The following is a 20,704-nucleotide window of genomic DNA, read 5'->3' on the forward strand; positions in this document are numbered from 1 at the left end:
ACCACAGAAAGAGACCGAAATGACTGAGGGTTGGCTGACCGACAAGGTCGTACTGATCACCGGCGGTGGCACCGGTATCGGCCGCGCCGTCGTCGAACGCTTCGTCGCCGAAGGCGCGCGGGTGGGAGTGCTCGACCGCTCGGACGAAGCCATCGCTGATCTGCGCGCGTTGCTCGGAACGAACGTGGTTGCGACGCAAGGCGATGTACGCAGCCTGGACGATCACAAACAAGCCGTCGCCGACACCGTCGAACAGTTCGGCCGCATCGATGCGCTCGTCACCGTGGCCGGAATCTTCGACTATTTCGTCTCGTTGGAGTCGATCGCCGAGGACCGGATCGACGCGGCATTCACCGAGATGTTCGACATCAACGTCAAGGGCTCGCTGCTGGCGGTGAAAGCCGCACTGCCCGAACTCAAATCGACCCAAGGCAACATCGTACTGACCATTTCCAACGCCGGCTACCTGCCCGGCGGTGGCGGCCCGTTGTATACCGGGTCCAAGTTCGCGGTCCGCGGCCTGCTCTCGCAACTGTCCTTCGAACTGGCACCCGACATTCGTGTCAACGCGGTAGCTCCCGGCGGAACCGTGACGCCGTTGCGTGGGATCACGGCCATGGATTCGGGCAACCAACGCCTGGTCGATATGCCCGATCTACCCCGGCTGATCCGGCAAACCAACCCGCTGCAGGTCGCCTCCGAGCCAGACGACCACGGATGGGCGTATGTGTACTTGGCCTCGAAGGAGCGCACCAAGTCGGTAACCGGATGTGTGATCCATTCCGATGGCGGATTGCACAGCCGTGGACTCGTCCCGCTGGGCGGCGAGCTGATCTCGTAACGTTTCCTATCGAGCATGGACCTGCGTCAACTGCAGTACTTCATCGCGGTCGCGGAGACCGAGAACTTCACCCGCGCCGCACAACAGGTACATGTCGCCCAATCGGGCGTCAGCGCCCATATCAAGGCGCTGGAACGCGAACTGGGCCAAGCACTTTTCGAACGGCGGCCGCGAGCTGTGAAGCTCACGGCCGCCGGCGAGGCGTTGCTGCCCCATGCCCGTGCCGCCATGAACGCACTGGCGGCGGGGAGAGCGTCGATAGATGCACTGACCGGGCTCCTACATGGTCACGTGGGGATCGGCACGATCACCTCCATCTCCCCGCGCAGCATCGATCTACCCGAAATTCTGGCCTCCTTCCACCGCCGGCATCCGGGCGTCGACATCACACTGGTCGAAGACACCGCCGCATCGCTCCTTGCCCGCCTCGCCGAGGGGAACGTCGACGTCGCCTTCACCAGCCTCACCGAGGAACTGAACGGTGACGTTCGCACGCGGGAATTGCACACCGAACGCGTCGTGGCCGCGTTGCTGCCGACCGATCCGCTGGCGCGCGAGTCACACCTGCCGCTGAGCGCCTGTGCGGAGCGCCTTCTCATCGCGCTGCCCGAGGGCTCAGGCCTGCGGCGTCAACTCGACCGCACCCTGGCCCGCGCAGGCGTCCGCGCCCGGATCGCGTTCGAAGCCGGTGACCCCGATGTCCTGGTCGCGATGGCGGAAAAGGGACTCGGCATGGCATTGGTTCCGGAATCGGCGCTGCGACACAACCAGCGGCTCGTCGCAGTCCCGGTCCCGGAGCTTCCCCTCGGAAGGCTCGGAGTGGTGTGGCGCGATCCGAGCGTCGCGGTCCCCGCCGCCCGCGTGTTCGTCGAACACACGGTGCGACAAACCGCCGCCCGACAGACAGACCGGTAGTGCTCAACCGGGCGCGGGCCCGGCCCCGACAGGCGATTCCGACCGAGCACGGCGTGCGGCGTCCAGTCCCGTCCAGCGCCGAGCCTGCGGGGCGTCCAGGTCGAATTGGTCCAGAATCCGCGTGACAATGTGGTCGACGATGTCATCGATGGTCTCCGGACGGTTGTAGAACGCCGGCATGGGCGGCACGATGCGTGCACCCATGCGGCTCAACGCAAGCATATTCTCGAGATGGATCTCGCTCAGCGGCGTCTCTCGCGGTGTGAGGACCAGCCGGCGCCCCTCCTTTAGCACCACATCCGCGGCCCGGCAAATCAGATTGTCCGCATGCCCGTGCCGGATCCCCGCCAAGGTACGCATACTGCACGGCACCACGATCATTCCGGCCGTGCGAAACGAGCCCGAAGAGATCGCCGCACCCTGGTCGCCGAACTTGTAGGTGACATCGCTCAACGCGGCCACCTCCCGCACGGAATAGCCCGTCTCGACCTCGATATTGGATCGCGCCCACGTACTCATGACCAGATGTGTTTCCACCCCGGCCATCGCGTGCAACGTCTCCAGCAGCCGCACGGCGAACGGCGCCCCGCTGGCTCCGGTGACACCGACTATCAAACGCATCGGTTCGCTCATGGCCGCACCCGCCCCTCGTGCATCTGCTCCAGTTGCATCAGCACCGCTGAGCTGCGCCGCCAGTCCTCGTGCTCGGCCAGCGCCGCGGTGGCGTGAAAGGTCAAGGGCTGCATAGGGATACCGATATCGTCGCGTTTGTGCTCCACCACTGCGAACAGACCGCCTAAAAGACCGTCCTGCTGCAGAGAGGCCATCAGTTCCAATTTCATGTGATGGCATGTTGTGTCGTGTATCGCGAGCAACGCGGCCCGACCAGACCGCCGCAGATTCGCCTGCGTTCCTGCGCTGGCCACGACGGCAGTCAATGCCTGTCCGTCAGCGGTGGGCTCAAGTTCTGATCGCGACAGCAGTGCAGTGTGCGGGAAACCCCGCCGATCCACCGACAGCAAGGGATAGATCTGCTCGCGCACTCCGATAGACGGGTAGCCGCGCAGCAGCGCGACAACCTCGGCAGGTAGTGGCATCATGTCGGGACCTTCCTGTGCGACACGGTGGACGGCGGGATGGGACGTATCAGAGGGAAAGCGCGGACTTCCACCGCTCACGGATTTCCGCTCGATACGGTTCGGCGAACCGATTCGCGCGGGGGTAGGAGTCCTTCCACGCGAAAGGTTTACAAGCGTCGATGAGCACGATGCCCATCGACATATCGCCCGCTTCGCGCTTGGCAGGAGCCAGCCGGGGATCGATGGCCGTGGTGGGCGTCCGTAGTACGTGAATGGATTCGCCGGGATCCACCCGGGTGAACATCGCCCACAGCACGTGGTTGATATCGGTGATGTCGATGTCGTCGTCCACGACGACGAAGTACCGCTCCATACCGCCTGTGCGTTTGCGGCCCGCGGCAGCCAGCAATGCGTGCATGGCGTCACCGGCACCGGTCTGCTCGATGGAGATCACCATCATCAACTGCCGGGCGTAGGCCCACACGCCCCGAATATTCTGCACGCCGGAGGCCTCGAGATGATCCCAGGTCACCGATGCCGAGTACAACGGAACAGCCTGATCACCGGCAGGCACGGTGGGAATCATGGGTGGTGCGCCGAGAATGATCGGATCATCGCGATGCATGATTCGGTTGACCCGGACCACGGTTTCGTGACCGGCGTGGGTGAAATATCCGGTCCATTCGCCGAACGGCCCCTCCATCACCGACTCTTCCTCAACTGGCGGCATCTCCCCCTGAATGACGATTTCCGCGTGAGCGGGAATCGGGATATCACTTCCCGGCGCATACAAGATTTCGACGCCCTGGCCACGGAGCCCGCCCGCCACGTCGTATTCCGAAACACCCGCCGGCGCCGCGATCGCGGCAACAGTCGAAAGAATCGGATCCGACCCCACGACAACCGCAATGGGACAGGCGACGCCGCGATCCCAATACTTCTGCGCGATCGCGCGAGCATGCCGGTTGCCCAACATCCACAGCGACAGACGATCCTTGCCCTGGATGCAACCTCGGTAAGTGCCGACATTGACCCAGCCCGTATCGGGGTCCCGGGTGATCACCATGCACGCCGTGCCGATGTAGCGGCCGCCGTCGCCGTCGTGCCAGCGGGGAGCCGGAAACGCCGTCAAGTCGATATCCGCACCCTCCATGACGTTTTCGAGAACCGTGCCGGAGGAGACCTCCACGGGAGGAATCGGCTCGATCTGCTTGCTCAGATCCTTCCAAGCCCGGATTATGTCCATCTTGGAGGTGTCGGCCGGCAGACCGAGCGCGACCGCGCACCGCTCGGCCGTGCCCATGAAGTTAGTGAAGACCCGATAGCCGGGAGGGTAGCCCGGAATATTGTCGAACAGCAGTGCCGGCCCTTCCTTTTCGGCCATGAGCTCAGTGATCGCGCCGATCTCCAGATCCCAATCCGCCCCCTCGACGAGCCGCACCTCCTGATCACCCAGCTTTTCGGTGAGATTGTCGATGTAATGGCGCAAGTCGCGAAACAGTGTCATATCGAATTCGGACGCTCCCGTAGGCGCGGCCTTTCCCTTCCGTTGGTTCGAGCAGTTCGGCTCCGGAAACCGACGGCGAAGAATTCGTATCACGATTCGTTTCGCCTACAACGAGTTTCGTTGGGCGGCGTCGACATGTCCAATATCTGGATCTGCTGAGCGTCATCTGGAAACCGAATAGCGGCCCGACGAGCCGGTGGTGATCGGGCACCTTCCGAACGGGCGCGGGACCGTGCGGCGTTGGCGCCAAGATTGTGAAACACACCCCGGCCCTTGCCGTGCCGCAGTCTTGCGCTGGGTAGGTTCGCACGGGCTCGATCGGTTTCCCTGTGAAATTCCGCGCGGCAGTCGCCGGCGCCTTTGTAGTCCAAGGGCGCGCCACCGAGCCAGATCCTCAGGTGGACATCCGCCTTCGCGTGAGTGCCGTGCCGCAGCCGGCATCGTATCCACCGCCTCGCTCGTCGAGTTGCCGACAACGAACGCACCCAGCCGTTCAACGCTTGCGAGGCCTCGCCGCAGAGAAAGTGCGCGGATTTCAGTCTTGCGGGCAGTCCGGCTGTGATCCGACCACCTCCCTTGCTGGCCGACATCCTTGGCGACCATCCGACGCCTTTGTCGGTTGGGGGAAGGTGGACTACCCCGTCGTCGGCCCGATGGCCCGATCCGTGTGAATCCTTCGCATTCACAGAGTGACACTTATGCCGCTTGCGCAGAACGGGAAAAATACCTAGAGAGCTACCTAATCCAAAGGCAGCGGCTACACGCAGTAGCCGTCAGCATCATCTCGAGGGCTCTGGGCAAACCGACGAGATCGGTACTCACCGTGCCGTAGCACCACGCCGGTTCGATTACGGGCCCGAAAACAGCCGTTCGTTGGGCAACCTGGTCTCCGGCAGGCGCTCGCCCGCCACGTGGACGATGAATTCGATCGCGCACCAACGTCTCCGCTGCCAGTCACGAATCAACTGACGTGCCGCGGTGACGGTGGCCCGGTAGTCGAATGCGATGCCGTTCAGCCAGATCCGCAGATGAACATCGTCATCCACCGAAAGCCCTTGTCCCCGATGCGGTTTCAACGCACCTCGCCCCAGGAAGCCGCGTTGTCGACATCCCATGCCGCCGCTAGGGCATCCAGCAGCCTACGTTTGAGCCATCGCGTTTCCTCGTTGTCGATGCGACGAGGTTTCAGACCAGCGCGCACCATCTCCACGAAACGTCGGCGGCTGACACCGAACGAGATCAGCAGATCACCGGAGTCGGCACCACCGAACGGCGCCCAGCGGATGGAGAACTCGATCAATGGCACCAGTTTCGTATCGACCGATCGTGCCGACATGAGAAAGTCCAGCTGGCTCAGCGAGGAGCGCACCCAGCAAGAGTCATACCTCACCCTCGGCGCCGGACTCTTGTCTTCGACGCGAGCCCCTCGCAACCGCTGCTGCGGCCGCGCCTCACGCACCGTGCTGGAGCGGCTTCGCTGCCGATTCTGTGAATAGTCCATCAGCGTCCTCGAGCAGTAGCGCCTCATTCGTCTGATCCAGCATCCATCGCACCCGCACGGTGAACGACGGGAGAACTACCTGCTCGCATACCTGTTTCGTTTCCCTCTGGAACGGCGATGCCGCGAGCACGGGCCACTCCGGTGTAGCTCAGGAGCGCGTGTTGCGACACGCGAAAACGCCCGGTCGCTGACGCTGCTGGCCTCCGATAAGTGGGCGGAATCGGAGGCCAGCGGCTGGTGAGCGTGTCGATGTCCGAAGCCGATTTCAGCGGTAGCCGAAGTGTCGTTCAGTGAGAGTTATGACTTCCTGGACGTTCCGGCCGCGGGACGATTGATTGTCGGCCGAGATGTGCCGGTCCTCGAGGCAGGGGCGCGCCCCGCGATCGAGCGGCGCTTATCCGGTCGGGCCCGATTGCAGTGCGCGGATCACCCGGGTGACGTGCTGGTCTACGAACCGGTCGTCCATCGGTTCGTGAGTGAGGAAGCGGCGGAAGTGGATCGGCGCGATCAGGGTTTCGATGACTGTCTTGGCGTCGGTGCCGGCGGGCAGTTCGCCGCGCTCGACGGCCCGGGTCACCATCGCCTGGTTGGCTTCGTAGCGTTTGTCCCAGAAGGCTTTTCGCGCTTCGGCGACTTGTTCGGAGTCGGTGATGAACGCGAGAGCGCGCGCCACGCCCGCGCCCAGCGGGGTGTCGAGGTAGGCGATGAGCGCGGTGGCGAAAAGGGTGAGGTCTGCGCGCAGCGAGCCGGTGTCCGGTAGCGGGAGCGTGCGTTCGCTGACGCTGAGCATCACGTCGAGCACCAGGTTCTCTCGTGTTCCCCAGCGTCGGTAGATGGAACTGTCACGCACGCCCGCGCGGCGGCTGATATCGGGGATGCCGACCTTGTCCACGCCGTGTTCCTCGACGGCTTCGAGCACGGCTCGGTGCACGGCTTCGCGCACCTTCGCGGCCCGGCCTCCGGGCCGGCGCAGCGGCTCGACGTTCTCGGCTACCGACATAGCCCGATCTTAAAGCAGAACTTCTTGCTTTTGGTTACCGGGCGTGGTTACGCTCACAAAAGCAGAACATTCTGCATTTTCGGGATCGGGAGGCACAACAATGACGTCAGTGCGGGAGCTCGGCAAACGGGTGCTCATCAGTGCGCGCGCGATGACTCACACCACCGAGCGGGCGGCGCGCCGGGTCGGTGTGGCCGCGTTCCTACCCCGGTTGTTCGCCGACAGGTTCACCCACCTCGGGGGGATCGACCCCGAGGAATTCCGGCGCCAATTACATGAGTGCCGGTCGTTCGACGACGCGCGCTGGGCCGGGCATTGGGAAGGCTTCGCCCATCAGCATCTCGCGCGGGCCGACGCGGCCTTGCTGCGCCTGGGCGGACCGACGACCGAACAGTTGCTCGACCCGGCAGCGACGCCGGATCTGCCCGCTCTGGGAAAGTTGCTGGCACCCGCGGTGACGATCCTGGCCGACCGCGGGCCGGTGGCCGATCCCGAAGCGGTCGAGCGGTTCTGCGCTGCCCGTCCCGATGACGCCGATGCCGCGGTCGCGATCGACGGGCTGATCAAGGCGCTGACGTACGAGTTCGTTGCCGCTTGGCCCGGGTGGAGCCCGGCCAGGCTGGCCGCCTACGAACGTTCGTGGCGGCTGTGTGAGGTGCTGGTGGGTTCGCTCGATGCTGCGATGGGGGTGATCGAAGTGGTGCGGATCCGGGTCGGCACCCAGACCGTGCGCGGCATGCTGATGTTGCCGGCCGGTGCTGTGTCGGCGCCGACGATCCTGGTCACCAACGGCCTGGAAGGCACGGTCGCCGAGGCGCTGCTGCCGCTGCTGTATCTCCGCGACAGCGGGCTGGGTGTGTTCGTGATGGAAATGCCCGGCACCTTCTCCTACACCGAGCCGCTGACCACCGCCGCCGAGAACATCTACTCCGGTGTCATCGACCATCTGTGCGCCGACCCGCGGATAGATCCGCAGCGGATCGGCATGCTGGGCTTCAGCTTCGGGGCCTATTGGTCGACCCGCATGGCCGCCGTCGACCCCCGGTTGACGGTCGCGGTATCCAACGGCCCGCTCGCCGACCGCAGCTTCGGGCCGTTCAACGCGATCGGGATGCCCGAGATCATGGTCTCGACACTGGTCTCGACCCTCGGTGCCGGCAGTCCCCTGGACCTGTCGAGCAAACTGGCGGAATTCTCACTCGCCCAGCACTATCGACACATCGACATCCCGTTGCTGGTGATCAACGGCGCCCGCGACACCCTCGCCGACACCCAGGACTCGATCGATATCGCCATCGCCGCACCGCAAGCACAACTGGTGCTCTACGCCGACGACGACCACTGTGCCATGGGCCATGCCGAGCAGTGGACGGCACTGTCGGCGAAGTTCTTTCACGATCACCTGATCGCCCCCGCCGAGGTCACCGCGTGAACCAACCACACGACACCGCCGTCGACCCGCTCCCACGGCTACGACGCGTCCTCAATAGAAGTGCACGCCACATCGACACCCAGGTCGACAGCGGCACCGGCTGGCGCACCTATACCGAATCCGATGCCAGTCAAGGATTCTCGGTGATCGAGCCCGCGTTCACCACCGCATTCGAAATAGCGCGCTACGACACACTCGGGCTGGGCGACGGCGCCGTTGTTCTGCCGATATGCCCGGCGTCCTTCCGCGACTTCATGATCTTCGAAAAGCACGCTGTCGATGCCGCACGCGGTCTGACCCGTCGTTTCCTGCCCGCGGCCGCACGTGTCGCCAACGCCTACGAGACACTGACCCGACGCACTTTTCCGCCCTTCCGGCCGCACGCACTGTGGTACCGCGAACCGATCTACTACATGTCCAACGCCTTGACCATCGTCCCCTCCGGAGTCCCGGTCAGCGCCCCGACCTACACGCGGGCATTGGATTTCGAACTCGAACTCGGCGTCGTGCTCGGCGCCCCGCTGCGCGACGCCACCACCGAGGAGGCGGCCGCGGCAATCGCCGCCGTGGTAGTGATCAACGACTTCTCCGCCCGCGATGTCCAGCTGGCCGAGATGCGTTCGGGTTTCGGTCCGCAACGAGCCAAACATTTCCTCACCTCGATGTCGGCGACCGCGGCCGCCGGGCCGGCCCTCACCACTCGCCTCGACCGACTGACTGCCACGGTCATGGTCAACGGAGAAATCCTGGCGCGCACCGGAACACACGACGCCCGGTACTCGATGACCGAGGCCATCGCGCACGTGTCCCGCGGTGAACAGCTCTACCCCGGAGAACTGCTGTCCAGCGGCACCCTGCCGGGCGGTTCCGGGATGGAACTGGGTCGCTGGCTCACCCCCGGCGACCAGCTGCGCCTCGAGATCGACGGCGTCGGAATCATCGAACACGACATCCGCGAGTAGGGCCGACATGAAAATCGATCAAGTCTCCGATTCCGTCCATGTCGTAGCCGGCACCAACGTCAACTGGGCGCTCATCGACGACGGTAGCGGGGTCACCGTGATAGACGCCGGATACCCCGCAGACACAGCCGACGTCCTCGACTCGATCCACCAGATCGGGCGGCGACCGGCCGACATTCGGGCCGTGCTCATCACCCACGCCCACCTCGACCACATCGGCGCGATCCCGACACTCATCGAACAGGCCGGCATGCCTGTCTACACCGGCGCCGAAGAGGTCCGCCACGCCAAACGCGAATACCTGCAACAGATCACCCCCACCGGCATGCTCAAACAACTCGCCAACCGACGCGGACGCCGCTGGGTCGCACACACCCTGCGCGCGGTCCACGGCCACACCGGCATGGCCGTCCCTCGAGCCGAAACGGGCGAACCCGCCACGTTGGCGGCACTGCCCGGCGGGCTTCTCGCGATCCCCACCCCCGGCCACACCAGCGGCCACACCGCCTACCTCATGCCCTCCGAAGGCGTGCTCTTCTCCGGAGACGCCCTCGTCACCGGTCATCCACTGCTGCCTCACACCGGACCCCAACTCCTCCCCGCGGTGTTCAACCACGACGAGAAGCTCACCCACGACACCGCCCTACATCTCGCGATGATGCAGGCCCACATCCTCGTTCCAGGCCACGGCCTCCCCATCAGCTTCGACCGCGCCCACATCGCCGCGACCTTACAGTCGCGACCAACCCATCGACGCGGACAATAGATCCGCACAACAACCGCACACGCACATCGAGACGGCTTCACGCCGGTCATTCAGCCGAACTGCGCTGCCGTGAGCCACGCGAGCTGAACAGGCCGCTACCGCATCGCCGGACAACGACCGGGACTGGGACTGTCGGAACAACGGCTCTGGCTCACTTCCGGTGGCGGTCCATCTATGCGAGCAGGATCCGGTGTCGGAGTAGCTCAAAGCTGGCCCGCCCGTACATTTGTCGTTTGATCAGCTTGGTTTTCGTGTTGACGCCTTCGATCGGTCCGTTGCTGTAGGGCACACGTCAACAATACGAGACCCGACCGAACGGTCTGCCAAGCCGGGCAGCGCCTACGAGTCGACGACTGCCGGCCGATGCTCCGGCAGCACGGTCGCCAGGTAGGTGCCGCTTACCCCGCCCCTGCAGCGCACGAGATACGCCACAATCCGGCCGGCGTCGTCGGGATGCCGGTGCACGCTGTCGACGATGCCGGTGTACGTCCGTGCCGCGGGGTCGCCGGGTTCGATGGGGCGGCCGTCGATGTCGCCGCACCACTCGATGCGGTCACCGACCGCCCGCACCGACTCGTTACCAAGGCTCACTTCCGGCAGGAGAATGAGCTGTCGACGATCGCGGTCGTGGTTCGGGAGGACTCGGCTACCTCACACGACGTTGACGTCGATAGGGCCGTCCTGGCTGACCCAGCCGCCGCTGGTTTTGGTGATGATGACGTAGAGCCGGCGCCATTGCGTGTCCATTGGAACGACGCATTCGCCCCGCCGATACTGCCGGCCGCGGTCGCTGTCCCGACGGTCACCTCGCCACCGGGATTGGTGCGCTGGGTCAGGGTGGCGGTGTAGCCAGGGAATGCCGAGAAGGCGTTCACGGTGTTGATGCTGTCGATACCCAAATAGACTAGGCCACTTTGTCGCTCAGCCCGTTCTGCTCCGTTTCAACGAACAGAAAATTCGTAGTTCAACTGCACTTTTCGATTCGGCGGGAACGATTGATTTCACTCGTGATCGCCGATTCACACGGACTTGCAGCACGTCGACAGGACGTCGCGGATTCACTGGCGGTCAGGCGATCTATCGCGGATCCCGACCAGCGGCGACGCCGGGAACTTCCGCAATTTGCGGATGGTGCAACTCGGCATCATTCACCGAACCGCTGCTGCGCGGTATCGAGTGCAGCCACGCCGGTAGGTTGGCTGACCCGGTATCGACCGTTGATCGGCTACGGTTCGACTCGGCGTTCTTGCACGACACCCGCGCGCTTTTCACCGTGACGATAGCGAGGATCCGTGTCGAACCGCGCTCGTTCCCCCTGGTACGTGGTGACCTCCGTGATCGCAGCGGCGGTCGTAGCCTGCGGTGCCGTGCCCGCCATGGCCCAGCCGGGCCCGACGCCGGGGGCGGTGCCCACCCCGGAGTGGGGGCAGTGCGCTGCCCCCAACCCTCCCGACCTGGAAGGGTTCGAATGCGCCACCGTGCCGGCACCGTTGGACTACGAGCATCCAGACAAGGGCACGATCGAGTTGGCGGTGATCCGGCACCGGGCGACCGACCCGCAGCACCGCATCGGAAGCCTGCTGTTCAACCCGGGCGGGCCGGGGGGATCGGGCACCAACGACCTACCGCAGCTTTATCCGCTGTTCGCCCAGGAGATGCGGGAGCGGTTCGACATCGTCAGCTGGGACCCGCGCGGGGTGGGTCGGTCGACCTCCGTCCAATGCTTCGCGAATAAGACGGAATACGACAATTGGGTCGAACGGTTGCCTGTGGGGTTCCCGGTCGGTCGCGAGGAGGAGCGGCGCTGGATCGAAGGGTATGCCGAGCTGGGCCGGCGTTGCCAGCAACGCAACCCGGTCCTGTTGCGGTTCGTCTCTACCGCCGACACTGCGCAGGATATGGATCTGCTGCGGCGTGTGCTCGGTGACCAGCGGCTGACCTACCTGGGGATCTCTTATGGCACGGTGCTGGGCGCCACCTACGCCAACCTGTTCCCGGACCGGATACGGGCAATGGTGCTCGACGGCAACGCCTATCCGTCGGCGTGGTACGACCAGAACCCCTGGCTGCCGACCTTCCTGCGGGAGAACTCCGACCTCGGGTCGGCTCGCACCCTGGGTCAGTTCCTCGACCTCTGTGCCCGGGCCGGGCGCACCCGCTGCCCGTTCGCCGCCGACAACGCCTGGGCTACCCGAGCGAAGTACGAGGAACTGATGCGTCGCCTGCTGGTGCACCCGCAAGGCGAGGTCACCTACGCCGCCGTCGCGGCCGCCGTTCGCGGGAGCCTGTACTTCGTTCATCCGCCCAGCCCTGCCAACTGGTCAGTATTGGCAAAGTTCCTGCAACAGCTGTGGGAGGGGCAGACGCCGGAGACACCCGTCATGGCGGCACCGCCGATGGCTTGGTTCCCGACGCCGAGTCGAGTCCTCCCGTTCCCTCCGGGCGGCCCCTTTCCGGCCCAGGAGCAGAAGTACATGGGTGTCGAGCAGGCCCTCGCGGTTACCTGCAGCGAGAGCCCCAACCCGCCCGATCCACACGCATACGGTGCCCTGGCCAAGCTCAGCACTGCTCGCGCCGGGACGATGGGCCCCTGGTGGACGTGGGTAACCGAACCGTGCTCCACCTGGCCGGCCCGGGCGGCCCACCGCTACACCGGCCCGTGGAACCGGTCGGCAACACCGATCCTGACGGTCAACACCACCTACGATCCCGGCACCCCGTACAGCAGCGCCCAGACCATGACCGCTGAACTCGGCAGGGCCCGGTTGCTCACCGTCGCGGGGTACGGACACACCGCACTGCTCAATCCGAGCAGCTGCGCGAACGCCCACGAAAGTGACTACCTCGTGCGAGGGGTGCTGCCCCCGCTCGGAACGGTCTGCCGGCAAGACACCCCACCTTTTACCGATACCGCCTCCGAAGCACCCGCGTCGACCCGCTGATTGCCCACGCAGAACCGATCACGAGCGCAGCAGATCCCGCGAGGACTCCGCACGAACGTACGACCGACCGCAGATCACGCGGCGAAACCGCCTGCGCGGCAGCAATATCGGAACTCACGCGGCCCCGGCGTGGCGCCCTGGCTGGGATAAGCCCGGCGACGACTACCGCCGCGGATACAGGCCGGATGCGTCCGCAGTCTCTCGGGCCCTGGACCAGTAGCTGCAGGAATACGAGCCCCAGGCCGACGACGGTTGCGGTGGAACCCGCGCCGTAGCGGACCGCCCGCAAAGAGAGGGTGCCGGTTCACCACCGGCCGCACCCCGCTGGTGGGGGTGTACCGCAAACGAGATAAGGCCAGGTGCCCAGGACAGCCCATTGTTCGACGACGAGCCGGGTTCCTAGCTGACCACGCATGAACGAGGGCCCCCGGCAGTCCGAGTCGGGGGTCTCTGCTCGTGCGTGATTACAGGTTGACGTTACGGCGATTTCGGATCGCCGAGATAGCGCCACCGGATCCGGGTGAACACCTCGTCCGAGTTGGTGTCGCTGACCGAGCCCCAGGTCCGCGGCCGCAGCGAGACCGTCCACCTCGCGACAGCTTGCCGATCGGCCGCGGCAGGCAGATTGGGCCGACCCAGCCTGTCCTCCTACCCGTCTTGAGCCCTTGGCGGCGGTCCGGGGCGCCGGCATTGTCCTGAACGCGCGGCCCGGTGATCCCACACTCGGCTGATTAGACCGTGGATCATTGGTTGCCACCGGGACGCAGGTTGAAGGCCCGCCGCGCGCATGCGTGTAGCTTCCGGCAGCAAGGCGCGTGCTCGGCGGTCAGAGCGCCTCGAAATTGGCGAGCGGTAACAGTGATGAACGACCGTTGCCGTTTCGGCGGCAACGGGTATCGCAGCGGACGGAATCCGCCGGCGCAGGGGCGTGCCGCTCACCACCTACACCCGCATCCCACCGCAGAACTGACCAGAGTCAGAGTCCTCCCCGCCCGGGTCCCGAGAGTGCGGAGGCATTGCGCAAGTCCGCCGATGTGGCAACGGGGACCGTCGACCCTCCGAGGGGGAGCCCAGCAAAAGGTCACCAAGATATGTCATGCCAATGGACTGCCGTCCACGATTGAAACTGGGCGCGCAACTGCGAATCCGCTGGGCGACGGCGATGTGCAGCCTCGGGTTCGTCCGTGCACCGACCGAGCAGTGGACCGTCGCCGCGGCCTCCCCGGGAAGGCCGTTCGTCCCTATTGATCTACCGAGCCCGGGACAACAATATGCGGTACGGCAGTGGGAGACCCGACCATTTTCGTACACGAGGGAGGTCGTCCATGTCTGATGAGCATGCCCTGGTCGTCGTGGCGGGGTACCCCGGGTTGGAAGCCGCGCGTCACGACTTCGACACCCTCAATAAGTCGGTGAAGGACAAGAGCGTGGCGGTGCGAGGCGCTGTCCTGGTCGGTAAGGATTCCGACGGCAAACCGGTGCTGATCGATACCGGTAACCATCTCGGTCGTCGGGGCGCCGCATGGGGAGCCGGAGTCGGCCTGGCCGTGGGGTTCTTCTCACCGGCCCTGGTCGCTTCTGCGGCGATCGGCGCGGCGGCGGGCGCGTTGGCAGGCGTGTTCGCCGGGCACCGGCTCGAGAGCGGACTCGGCGAAAAGATCGGGCAAGCTCTCGCGGCGGGTAGTGCGGCGGTGATCGCTGTGCTGCCGCCGGAGAGCCGACTGGGTGTCGAGCAGGTATTGGCCGAGTCCCCGATGAAATCGGTTGTACCGCTGGACAAGTCGACGCTGGGTGGGCTGGAGGCTGCCCTGGGCGAGGCTATGGGCAAGTTCAACCCGGATCGCACTCGACTACCGCTGCCGGACCGGACGTCCGGCGGCGTGATCGGCCGCACGGTCGCCGAGTCGGTGGGCGATTGGACCATAGTGCCCGGGCCGAAGGCGCCCGCCGATGCCCCCAATGTGTTGATCGTTTTGATCGACGACGCCGGCTTCGGTGGTCCGGAAACCTTCGGCGGGGCGATCCGCACCCCGACGCTGACCCGGATCGCTCAGGGCGGGCTGACCTACAACCGTTTCCATGTCACCGCCGTGTGCTCGCCCACGCGTGCCGCACTGCTGACGGGCCGGAACCACCACCGTGTGGGCTTCGGTTCGATCGCCGAGTATCCCGGACCGTATCCGGGCTACTCGTCGGTGAAACCGAAAAGCTGCGCCGCGCTGCCGCGCATTCTGCGTGACAACGGTTATGTGACAGCGGCTTTCGGCAAGTGGCATCTGACTCCCGACACTGTGCAGGGGGCGGCTGGGCCGTTCGACAACTGGCCGTTGGGGTGGGGATTCGACCATTACTGGGGTTTTCTGTCCGGGGCGGCCGGCCAGTACGATCCGATCATCACCCAGGACAACGCCGTCATCGGTGTACCGCAAGGCTCCGATGGCAAGCCGTACTACTTTCCCGACGACCTGACCGACAAGGCCGTGCAATGGCTGCACGCTGTGCGCGCCCAAGACGCCGAGAAGCCGTGGATGATGTATTACTCCACCGGCGCCACGCATGCTCCGCACCACGTGTTCAAACAGTGGGCCGACAAGTACAAAGGGCAGTTCGACGAGGGCTGGGACGTCTACCGGCAGAAGACCTTGGAGCGTCAAAAGGAACTGGGAATCGTACCGCCCGACACGGAACTGACCGAGCGGCCCGCACTGTTCCCCGCATGGGACATCTTGTCGGACAACCAGAAGAAGCTCTATGCCCGCCAGATGGAGGTGTTCGCCGGGTTCTCCGAGAACGCCGACTGGAACGTCGGCCGTCTGATCGATGCGATCGAGGGCTTGGGCGAGCTCGACAACACGTTGATCTTCTACATCTGGGGCGACAACGGCGCCAGTATGGAGGGCACCCTCACGGGCTCCTTCAATGAGATGACGTTTCTCAACGGCCTCGTGTTCGACGCCGACCAGCAATTGAAGCTGATCGAACAGTACGGGGGCATCGAGGCGCTCGGCAATGAGCACACCGCCCCCCACTTCGCCTCGGCGTGGGCACATGCCAACAACACCCCGTTTCAGTGGGGCAAACAGATGGCCAGCCATCTGGGCGGTGACCGTAACCCGATGGTGGTGTCCTGGCCCAGCCGACTCACGCCGGACCGGAAGGTGCGCGGGCAATTCACCCATTGCATCGACATCGTGCCCACGGTGCTGGAGGCTGTCGGCTTGCCGGCGCCGGTCAGCGTGGACGGCATCGAGCAAGAACCTATGGACGGCACCAGTTTTCTGCATACCTTCGACGACGCGGCGGCCGAAGAACGCCACACCGTGCAGTATTTCGAAATGTTCGGCAGCCGCGCCGTTTACAAAGACGGGTGGTGGGCCTGCGCCCGGCTGGACAAGGCGCCGTGGGACGTCTCGCCGCACACGCTGCAACGTTTCGCGCCTGGCGTCTATGATCCCGCCGAGGACCGATGGGAGCTCTACTATCTGCCCGATGACTTCTCGCAGGCCCACGATCTGGCTGCCGAGCATCCCGACAAGGTCGCAGAACTGACCGAGCTGTGGTGGCAGGAAGCCGAGCGCAACCGGGTGCTGCCCCTGTTGGGTGGCTTAGCGGTGGTCTTCGGCGATCTGCCGCCGATGCCGACCACCACACGGTTCGCCTTCAAAGGCGACGTGCAAAACATTCAGCGCGGCATGATTCCGCGTATTTACGGACGCTCCTACGCGATCGAGGCCGATCTGATCGTGCCGCAGGACGCGCAGGGGGTTATCGTGGCCAACGCCGACTTCATCGGCGGGTTCGGGCTGTGGGTCGACGAGCACCGCAAACTGCGCCACACCTACTCGTTCCTGGGTGTTGAGACCTACCGGCAAGTGTCCGACAAGCCGATTCCAACCGGCAACGTCACCGTCAAGATGCTGTTCGAATCCGCCGAACCGGCGCCTGGTTCGGGCGGACATGTCACTCTGTGGGCCGACGGCGAACTAATCGGTGCGGGCGAGATGGCGCGGACCGCGCCGATCGCGTTCTCCTCGTACGCGGGCATGGATATCGGCCGCGACAACGGCCTCGTCGTGGACCGAGCTTACGAAGACAAGGCACCATATGCGTTCACCGGCACGGTCGAAGAAGTGGTGTTCGACCTCAAACCCGTCTACGTAGACGACGAAAGGGCGCTACACCACAACGCGGCCGCACAAGCAGTCGGCCAAGGCGCAGCCGGTTGAGGGTGACTGAATCGTCTGCCCCCGCTCGGGTGTCATTCCCGGCAGTCGTCCGTTCGGTCCGGAGGCCGACATCGACCCGTCCCACCACGATGGCTTATGGCTGGCCGAACCGGTAACCCTCGGCGAGATCGCCGAGGCGTACCGAGCCAATGCGTTGTTCGACGCGCACCGCGACGACCCCGAGTTCGGATACCGGTTTCTGGCCGATGAAGCCCGCGAAGCCGGTGAAGCGCTGCAAGGGAGTGTCGGGATAACGGCTCTGGCTCACTTGCGGTGGCGCCCGAGCTATGCGAGAAGAATGTCATCGGCCACGACCGGGATAGTGGCAGCCGAGATCGTTTCCCTCGAAGGGGGTGCCGGGGTCTCCTCGCCCGGGGTTCGGAGGTAGGTGTAGACGGTGTCACGGCTGATACCGAATTCCTTGGCCAGCATGGTTTTCGGTTCGCCGGCGGGTGTATCGGAACAGTTGGCGGACAAGGGATGACGCCGAGAACGCCCTGTTCGGCTACATCGATGGTTGGTACAACACCCAGCGGATCCAGAAGAAGCTCGGCTGGAGATCTCCTGACGAATACGAAGCCAGCTACCATCACCAGTTCCTGCTGGAACCAGGTAATCCGCTCTCCGGATCATCGGGGGAACCTCAGGACGTCACAGGTCCACAAACGGCAACCGGCAACACTGATCAACAACCGCGAACCCGCAGGTCGCGCCGCTTCGCCGGACAAAACCAACCGGTCATCAGTAGCATCGACTCCATGCGATCGATACGCAAATAGACTGGGATATTTCATCCTTCAGCCCGTTCTGCTCCGTTTCGGTGAGAAGCAAACCCGCAGTTCAACGGGATTGTCGATGCCTCGGGAACGACTGGATTCACTCGCGATCACCGATTTTTTCGCCCCCACAGAACGTCGACAGGACGTCGCGGAATCATTGGCGATGGGACAGCCTCGGAAAGGCCGGTCAAGCCAAGTGCGACTCCTTCGTCCGGACCACGATTCCGAACGCCCCTACATTCGATTCAGTGCGGAAAACACTTGCCGACCCCTGCCGGTTCGAGCCCGCCGGGGCCGGGATCATCGTGGCGTCGCTGCGGAAGTGACGGAAGGGTCAGCGGAGAGTGACGGTGACCGCGCTGCCGACCACGGTCGCGGTGACGCCGAGCAGGTGTTCGGTGATCATCGCGGCGATCGGCTGGATGTCGCGGTCTTTGCGGGCGACGACGGCGAGAGTGCGGGCGTCGATGACGTGAGTGAAGGCGAGATCGCCCGTCGTCGTTGCCGCGAGCACGTCCCGCGGAAGTGTCGGAGCGGGTAACGCGGACACGGCGTCTTGCACCTGGCGGATCACGCTGACCGCGCGCTGCGGGATCTCGAGCGGGTGATGGATCGGGGGCAGCATCGCGGTGGTCATCGCATTCTCCTCGAATCTCCGGTATGGGCGGTTGTGTCGAGTCGCCGCTCGGCCGGGCCGGTGGGTCGTGGATGACGCGTGTCATAACCGGGGTGGCTTGGCTGGCGTGCATCGCAGGATTAGTTTATACAATAGAATATTGTAAAAAACAGGAGGTGGGTCACATGCCCGACACGGATCTGACACAGACGGGACCGTCGGAGTTGGATGTGCGGGAGTTGCGCAAGCCGGACAAGCATCCGGCGATCTTCGCGCGGTTCGACGCCCTGGCTGCCGGAGAGTCGTTCGTGCTGGTGAACAACCACTATCCGCGGCATCTGCGCGATGAGTTCGATGTCGAGCATCCCGGTGGGTACAGCTGGGATGTCGTCGAGGACGGGCCGCGTGTGTGGCGGGTGCGGATTGGGAAGCTGGCCTCGACGTCATTGCCGCGGATCCTGACCGACACCTCCGCCCTTGAGCCGGGGCATCCGGATACGACGGGAGCGATATGGACGTTGCCGGTGCGCCGACGCGATCTGGATGCCAATATCATTTGCCTTGCCGCGCGGGGGCGCATCGATGCGCACACCGGCCCGGACCTGGATGTGCTGATCCACGTGCTCGACGGCACGGGCACCCTCACCACCGAACTCGGTGAGCTGGAGTTGACGTCGGGTGCGCTGGTGTGGCTGCCGCGCCGGTCGCGCCGCGCGTTCACCGCAGGCCCGCACGGGCTGCGGTATCTGACCGTGCATCAACGCCGCCAGGCGCTGGCACTGGACCCGATCAGCTGAGGCGGATCGTTTGGGATCGGCCCGCTATCACGGCACCACAGTGACCGGACAGCGGGCCCGGCGCAGTAGCCGGGCGGCGGTGGACCCGGTCAGGCGGTGCAATCGGCCTCTCGTTTGGCCGACAATGAGGCTGTCGGCACTGTTCTCCTCGGCCAGGCGCGCCAGTTCCACCGCGGGGTCGCCGCGACGGACGGTGAACGACCACGGCAGGGGCAGGTCGTAGAGGATCTCGGTAGCCAACTCGCGGACGGTGGTGATCTGCTCGGCGGCGAGTGCGACGTCGGCGTCGGCGCCCATCGGTGCCAGGCTGGTCAGGTAGGCACCGGTTCCGAGCGTAGTGATGTAGGCAACCAGCAGGGTGGCATGCATGCGGCGCGCGGCGCCGGCGGCATAGGCGAGCGCATGCGGGGATGACTCGGAGGTGTCGATGCCGACGACGATGAGCGCCCCGCCTACCCTGTCGTGGCGATCGCGGCGATGCGCGATCTGTTCCATCAGCGCGTCGAGGTGCTGACCGCGGGAGCGTCGCGGATGTTCGGGGCGTGATTCGGCCGAGCCCGTCATGGTCGTAGAGCCAGGATGTGCACGACGGTGCCTGGCGTGGGGTGGTGGCCCCAACGCGGCGGGTGTGTCGTCGACACGGGACGGCCCGCGGTGCGAGGGGTGTTCATGACACGCTGTGGGCCAGTAGCAGGATGGCCCCGCCGAGCAATGCAGCGATTTTCAGGATTTCCAACATCACATACTCGTAGTGGCCGCGCGAGCGGGGCGCGTCGTGGCCGGCGAGCACGGCATCGCTGCGGCGGGTCAGCCGTGGCCGGACCAACGTCAACTGCACGAGCAGTGCGGCGAGGGCGACCATCAGGGCTGTGATGGCGCCGGTGCCGGGCGGGTCGATCGCGATGGCGACGACAATCGTTGCCGCAAAAACGATTTCGACGCTATTGAGGGCGCGGAAGACCAGCCGTCCGATTCCGAGCCCGATCGGCACCGTGACGCCGGGCGCCCGGAATTTGAGCGGCGCTTCCAGGAAGGAGATCGCCAGCACCATACCGAGCCAGCTGAGCCCGGTCGCGGTGATAACGGCCGCGGCGGTGGTCATTGCGCTGATTCCATCTGCGCCGGGGCGGGCCCGGCGCTGCCGGTCGCGGTGAGATGGGCCAGGCACAGATCGGGTTCCGCGAATGCCTCGAGCCGCTCGACTGCCAGCGGCGCGGCCCGGCCCTCCAGCACGCCCTGCATCAGGCCCAGATGGATCGGACACACCACACTCGCACGAGTTTCAGCCAGATCGAGGAAGGGGCAGTGCCGCAACCGGATTCGCGTCCGGCCACTATCGAC

At 65.1% G+C, this 20,704-nt stretch carries 19 protein-coding genes and 2 pseudogenes; 8 read left to right on the top strand and 13 right to left on the bottom strand.

The genetic code is table 11. The features are described from left to right. Positions 1 to 19: 19 nt before the first annotated feature. Together hcaB and NN2_RS27310 are read left to right on the top strand one after the other, a co-directional pair. On the top strand, positions 20 to 841 hold the full coding sequence (gene hcaB, locus NN2_RS27305; protein ID WP_063017130.1) for a 3-(cis-5,6-dihydroxycyclohexa-1,3-dien-1-yl)propanoate dehydrogenase: 822 nt from the start codon (positions 20 to 22) through the stop codon (positions 839 to 841). Between the two features lie 15 nt (positions 842 to 856). After that, positions 857 to 1,756 carry a LysR family transcriptional regulator gene (locus NN2_RS27310; RefSeq protein WP_063017132.1) on the top strand — a complete coding sequence of 300 codons (900 nt, stop codon included), beginning with the start codon at positions 857 to 859 and terminating at the stop codon, positions 1,754 to 1,756. Between the two features lie 3 nt (positions 1,757 to 1,759). Here NN2_RS27310 and NN2_RS27315 read toward each other — a convergent pair whose 3' ends face one another. The 6 genes from NN2_RS27315 to NN2_RS27345 form a co-directional block, all read right to left on the bottom strand. Continuing rightward, complete coding sequence (locus tag NN2_RS27315) at positions 1,760 to 2,389, bottom strand: non-oxidative hydroxyarylic acid decarboxylases subunit B (RefSeq protein WP_281209735.1); 630 nt, start codon at positions 2,387 to 2,389, stop codon at positions 1,760 to 1,762. Beyond that, on the bottom strand, positions 2,386 to 2,856 hold the full coding sequence (locus NN2_RS27320) for a hypothetical protein (RefSeq protein WP_063017134.1): 471 nt from the start codon (positions 2,854 to 2,856) through the stop codon (positions 2,386 to 2,388). The genes NN2_RS27315 and NN2_RS27320 overlap by 4 nt, the downstream gene beginning before the upstream one ends. A gap of 46 nt (positions 2,857 to 2,902) precedes the next feature. Beyond that, the gene (locus tag NN2_RS27325; RefSeq protein WP_063017170.1) at positions 2,903 to 4,324 is read right to left on the bottom strand and encodes a UbiD family decarboxylase; all 1,422 of its coding nucleotides are present in this window, start codon (positions 4,322 to 4,324) and stop codon (positions 2,903 to 2,905) included. A gap of 866 nt (positions 4,325 to 5,190) precedes the next feature. After that, entirely contained in the window at positions 5,191 to 5,388 is a 198-nt protein-coding gene (locus NN2_RS27330; protein ID WP_063017136.1) for a hypothetical protein, read from the bottom strand. 26 nt (positions 5,389 to 5,414) lie between these two features. Beyond that, positions 5,415 to 5,711 (bottom strand): hypothetical protein, encoded by a 297-nt coding sequence (locus NN2_RS27335; protein ID WP_063017138.1) that lies wholly within the window; start codon positions 5,709 to 5,711, stop codon positions 5,415 to 5,417. Positions 5,712 to 6,237: 526 nt separating this feature from the next. After that, entirely contained in the window at positions 6,238 to 6,843 is a 606-nt protein-coding gene (locus NN2_RS27345) for a TetR/AcrR family transcriptional regulator (RefSeq protein WP_063017141.1), read from the bottom strand. 100 nt (positions 6,844 to 6,943) lie between these two features. On the opposite strand from NN2_RS27345, the gene NN2_RS27350 reads away from it, so the two are divergent. Genes NN2_RS27350 through NN2_RS27360 form a run of 3 tightly spaced genes read left to right on the top strand, consistent with a single transcriptional unit; the run spans position 6,944 to position 10,003 of the window. Next, positions 6,944 to 8,275 (top strand): alpha/beta hydrolase family protein, encoded by a 1,332-nt coding sequence (locus NN2_RS27350; protein WP_063017143.1) that lies wholly within the window; start codon positions 6,944 to 6,946, stop codon positions 8,273 to 8,275. Continuing rightward, complete coding sequence (locus tag NN2_RS27355) at positions 8,272 to 9,237, top strand: fumarylacetoacetate hydrolase family protein (RefSeq protein ID WP_063017145.1); 966 nt, start codon at positions 8,272 to 8,274, stop codon at positions 9,235 to 9,237. Before NN2_RS27350 ends, NN2_RS27355 begins: the two co-directional genes overlap by 4 nt. Positions 9,238 to 9,244: 7 nt before the next feature. Continuing rightward, positions 9,245 to 10,003 (top strand): MBL fold metallo-hydrolase, encoded by a 759-nt coding sequence (locus NN2_RS27360; protein WP_063017147.1) that lies wholly within the window; start codon positions 9,245 to 9,247, stop codon positions 10,001 to 10,003. Positions 10,004 to 10,175: 172 nt separating this feature from the next. Here NN2_RS27360 and NN2_RS36610 read toward each other — a convergent pair. Together NN2_RS36610 and NN2_RS27365 are read right to left on the bottom strand one after the other, a co-directional pair. Beyond that, a pseudogene (locus NN2_RS36610) lies at positions 10,176 to 10,292 on the bottom strand (transposase); the annotation flags it as partial. A gap of 50 nt (positions 10,293 to 10,342) precedes the next feature. Next, the gene (locus tag NN2_RS27365; RefSeq protein WP_155525550.1) at positions 10,343 to 10,594 is read right to left on the bottom strand and encodes a hypothetical protein; all 252 of its coding nucleotides are present in this window, start codon (positions 10,592 to 10,594) and stop codon (positions 10,343 to 10,345) included. Between the two features lie 701 nt (positions 10,595 to 11,295). On the opposite strand from NN2_RS27365, the gene NN2_RS27370 reads away from it, so the two are divergent. Together NN2_RS27370 and NN2_RS27375 are read left to right on the top strand one after the other, a co-directional pair. Then, complete coding sequence (locus tag NN2_RS27370; RefSeq protein ID WP_156511483.1) at positions 11,296 to 12,945, top strand: alpha/beta hydrolase; 1,650 nt, start codon at positions 11,296 to 11,298, stop codon at positions 12,943 to 12,945. Between the two features lie 1,325 nt (positions 12,946 to 14,270). Then, complete coding sequence (locus tag NN2_RS27375; RefSeq protein ID WP_063017153.1) at positions 14,271 to 17,171, top strand: arylsulfatase; 2,901 nt, start codon at positions 14,271 to 14,273, stop codon at positions 17,169 to 17,171. A 94-nt stretch (positions 17,172 to 17,265) separates the two neighbouring features. Here the strand turns inward: NN2_RS27375 and NN2_RS37445 are convergent, their stop codons facing one another. After that, positions 17,266 to 17,409, bottom strand: coding sequence for a hypothetical protein (locus NN2_RS37445; RefSeq protein ID WP_156511484.1), 144 nt, complete (start codon positions 17,407 to 17,409; stop codon positions 17,266 to 17,268). 875 nt (positions 17,410 to 18,284) lie between these two features. Beyond that, entirely contained in the window at positions 18,285 to 18,587 is a 303-nt protein-coding gene (locus NN2_RS27385) for a hypothetical protein (RefSeq protein ID WP_063017158.1), read from the bottom strand. A gap of 164 nt (positions 18,588 to 18,751) precedes the next feature. Between NN2_RS27385 and NN2_RS27390 the strand changes: the two genes are divergently transcribed. After that, entirely contained in the window at positions 18,752 to 19,363 is a 612-nt protein-coding gene (locus tag NN2_RS27390; RefSeq protein ID WP_063017160.1) for a DUF2249 domain-containing protein, read from the top strand. A gap of 27 nt (positions 19,364 to 19,390) precedes the next feature. Here the strand turns inward: NN2_RS27390 and NN2_RS27395 are convergent, their stop codons facing one another. From NN2_RS27395 to NN2_RS36625, 3 genes and pseudogenes are all read right to left on the bottom strand, one after another. Then, positions 19,391 to 19,927 carry a universal stress protein gene (locus NN2_RS27395; protein ID WP_063017162.1) on the bottom strand — a complete coding sequence of 179 codons (537 nt, stop codon included), beginning with the start codon at positions 19,925 to 19,927 and terminating at the stop codon, positions 19,391 to 19,393. Between the two features lie 103 nt (positions 19,928 to 20,030). Then, positions 20,031 to 20,465, bottom strand: coding sequence for a hypothetical protein (locus NN2_RS27400; protein WP_063017164.1), 435 nt, complete (start codon positions 20,463 to 20,465; stop codon positions 20,031 to 20,033). Next, positions 20,462 to 20,704, bottom strand: a pseudogene (locus NN2_RS36625) (hypothetical protein); the annotation flags it as partial. The gene NN2_RS27400 and the pseudogene NN2_RS36625, both read right to left, overlap by 4 nt.

The organism is Nocardia nova NBRC 15556, assembly GCF_001613005.1.
In the GTDB taxonomy this organism is placed as follows: domain Bacteria; phylum Actinomycetota; class Actinomycetes; order Mycobacteriales; family Mycobacteriaceae; genus Nocardia; species Nocardia nova.

Coding starts and splice junctions, on each gene's coding strand:
- hcaB (WP_063017130.1), top strand. CDS start 20: ATGACTGAGGGTTGGCTGACCGACAAGGTCGTACTGATCACCGGCGGT.
- NN2_RS27310 (WP_063017132.1), top strand. CDS start 857: ATGGACCTGCGTCAACTGCAGTACTTCATCGCGGTCGCGGAGACCGAG.
- NN2_RS27315 (WP_281209735.1), bottom strand. CDS start 2,389: ATGAGCGAACCGATGCGTTTGATAGTCGGTGTCACCGGAGCCAGCGGG.
- NN2_RS27320 (WP_063017134.1), bottom strand. CDS start 2,856: ATGATGCCACTACCTGCCGAGGTTGTCGCGCTGCTGCGCGGCTACCCG.
- NN2_RS27345 (WP_063017141.1), bottom strand. CDS start 6,843: ATGTCGGTAGCCGAGAACGTCGAGCCGCTGCGCCGGCCCGGAGGCCGG.
- NN2_RS27350 (WP_063017143.1), top strand. CDS start 6,944: ATGACGTCAGTGCGGGAGCTCGGCAAACGGGTGCTCATCAGTGCGCGC.
- NN2_RS27360 (WP_063017147.1), top strand. CDS start 9,245: ATGAAAATCGATCAAGTCTCCGATTCCGTCCATGTCGTAGCCGGCACC.
- NN2_RS27375 (WP_063017153.1), top strand. CDS start 14,271: ATGTCTGATGAGCATGCCCTGGTCGTCGTGGCGGGGTACCCCGGGTTG.
- NN2_RS27385 (WP_063017158.1), bottom strand. CDS start 18,587: ATGACCACCGCGATGCTGCCCCCGATCCATCACCCGCTCGAGATCCCG.
- NN2_RS27390 (WP_063017160.1), top strand. CDS start 18,752: ATGCCCGACACGGATCTGACACAGACGGGACCGTCGGAGTTGGATGTG.
- NN2_RS27395 (WP_063017162.1), bottom strand. CDS start 19,927: ATGACGGGCTCGGCCGAATCACGCCCCGAACATCCGCGACGCTCCCGC.
- NN2_RS27400 (WP_063017164.1), bottom strand. CDS start 20,465: ATGACCACCGCCGCGGCCGTTATCACCGCGACCGGGCTCAGCTGGCTC.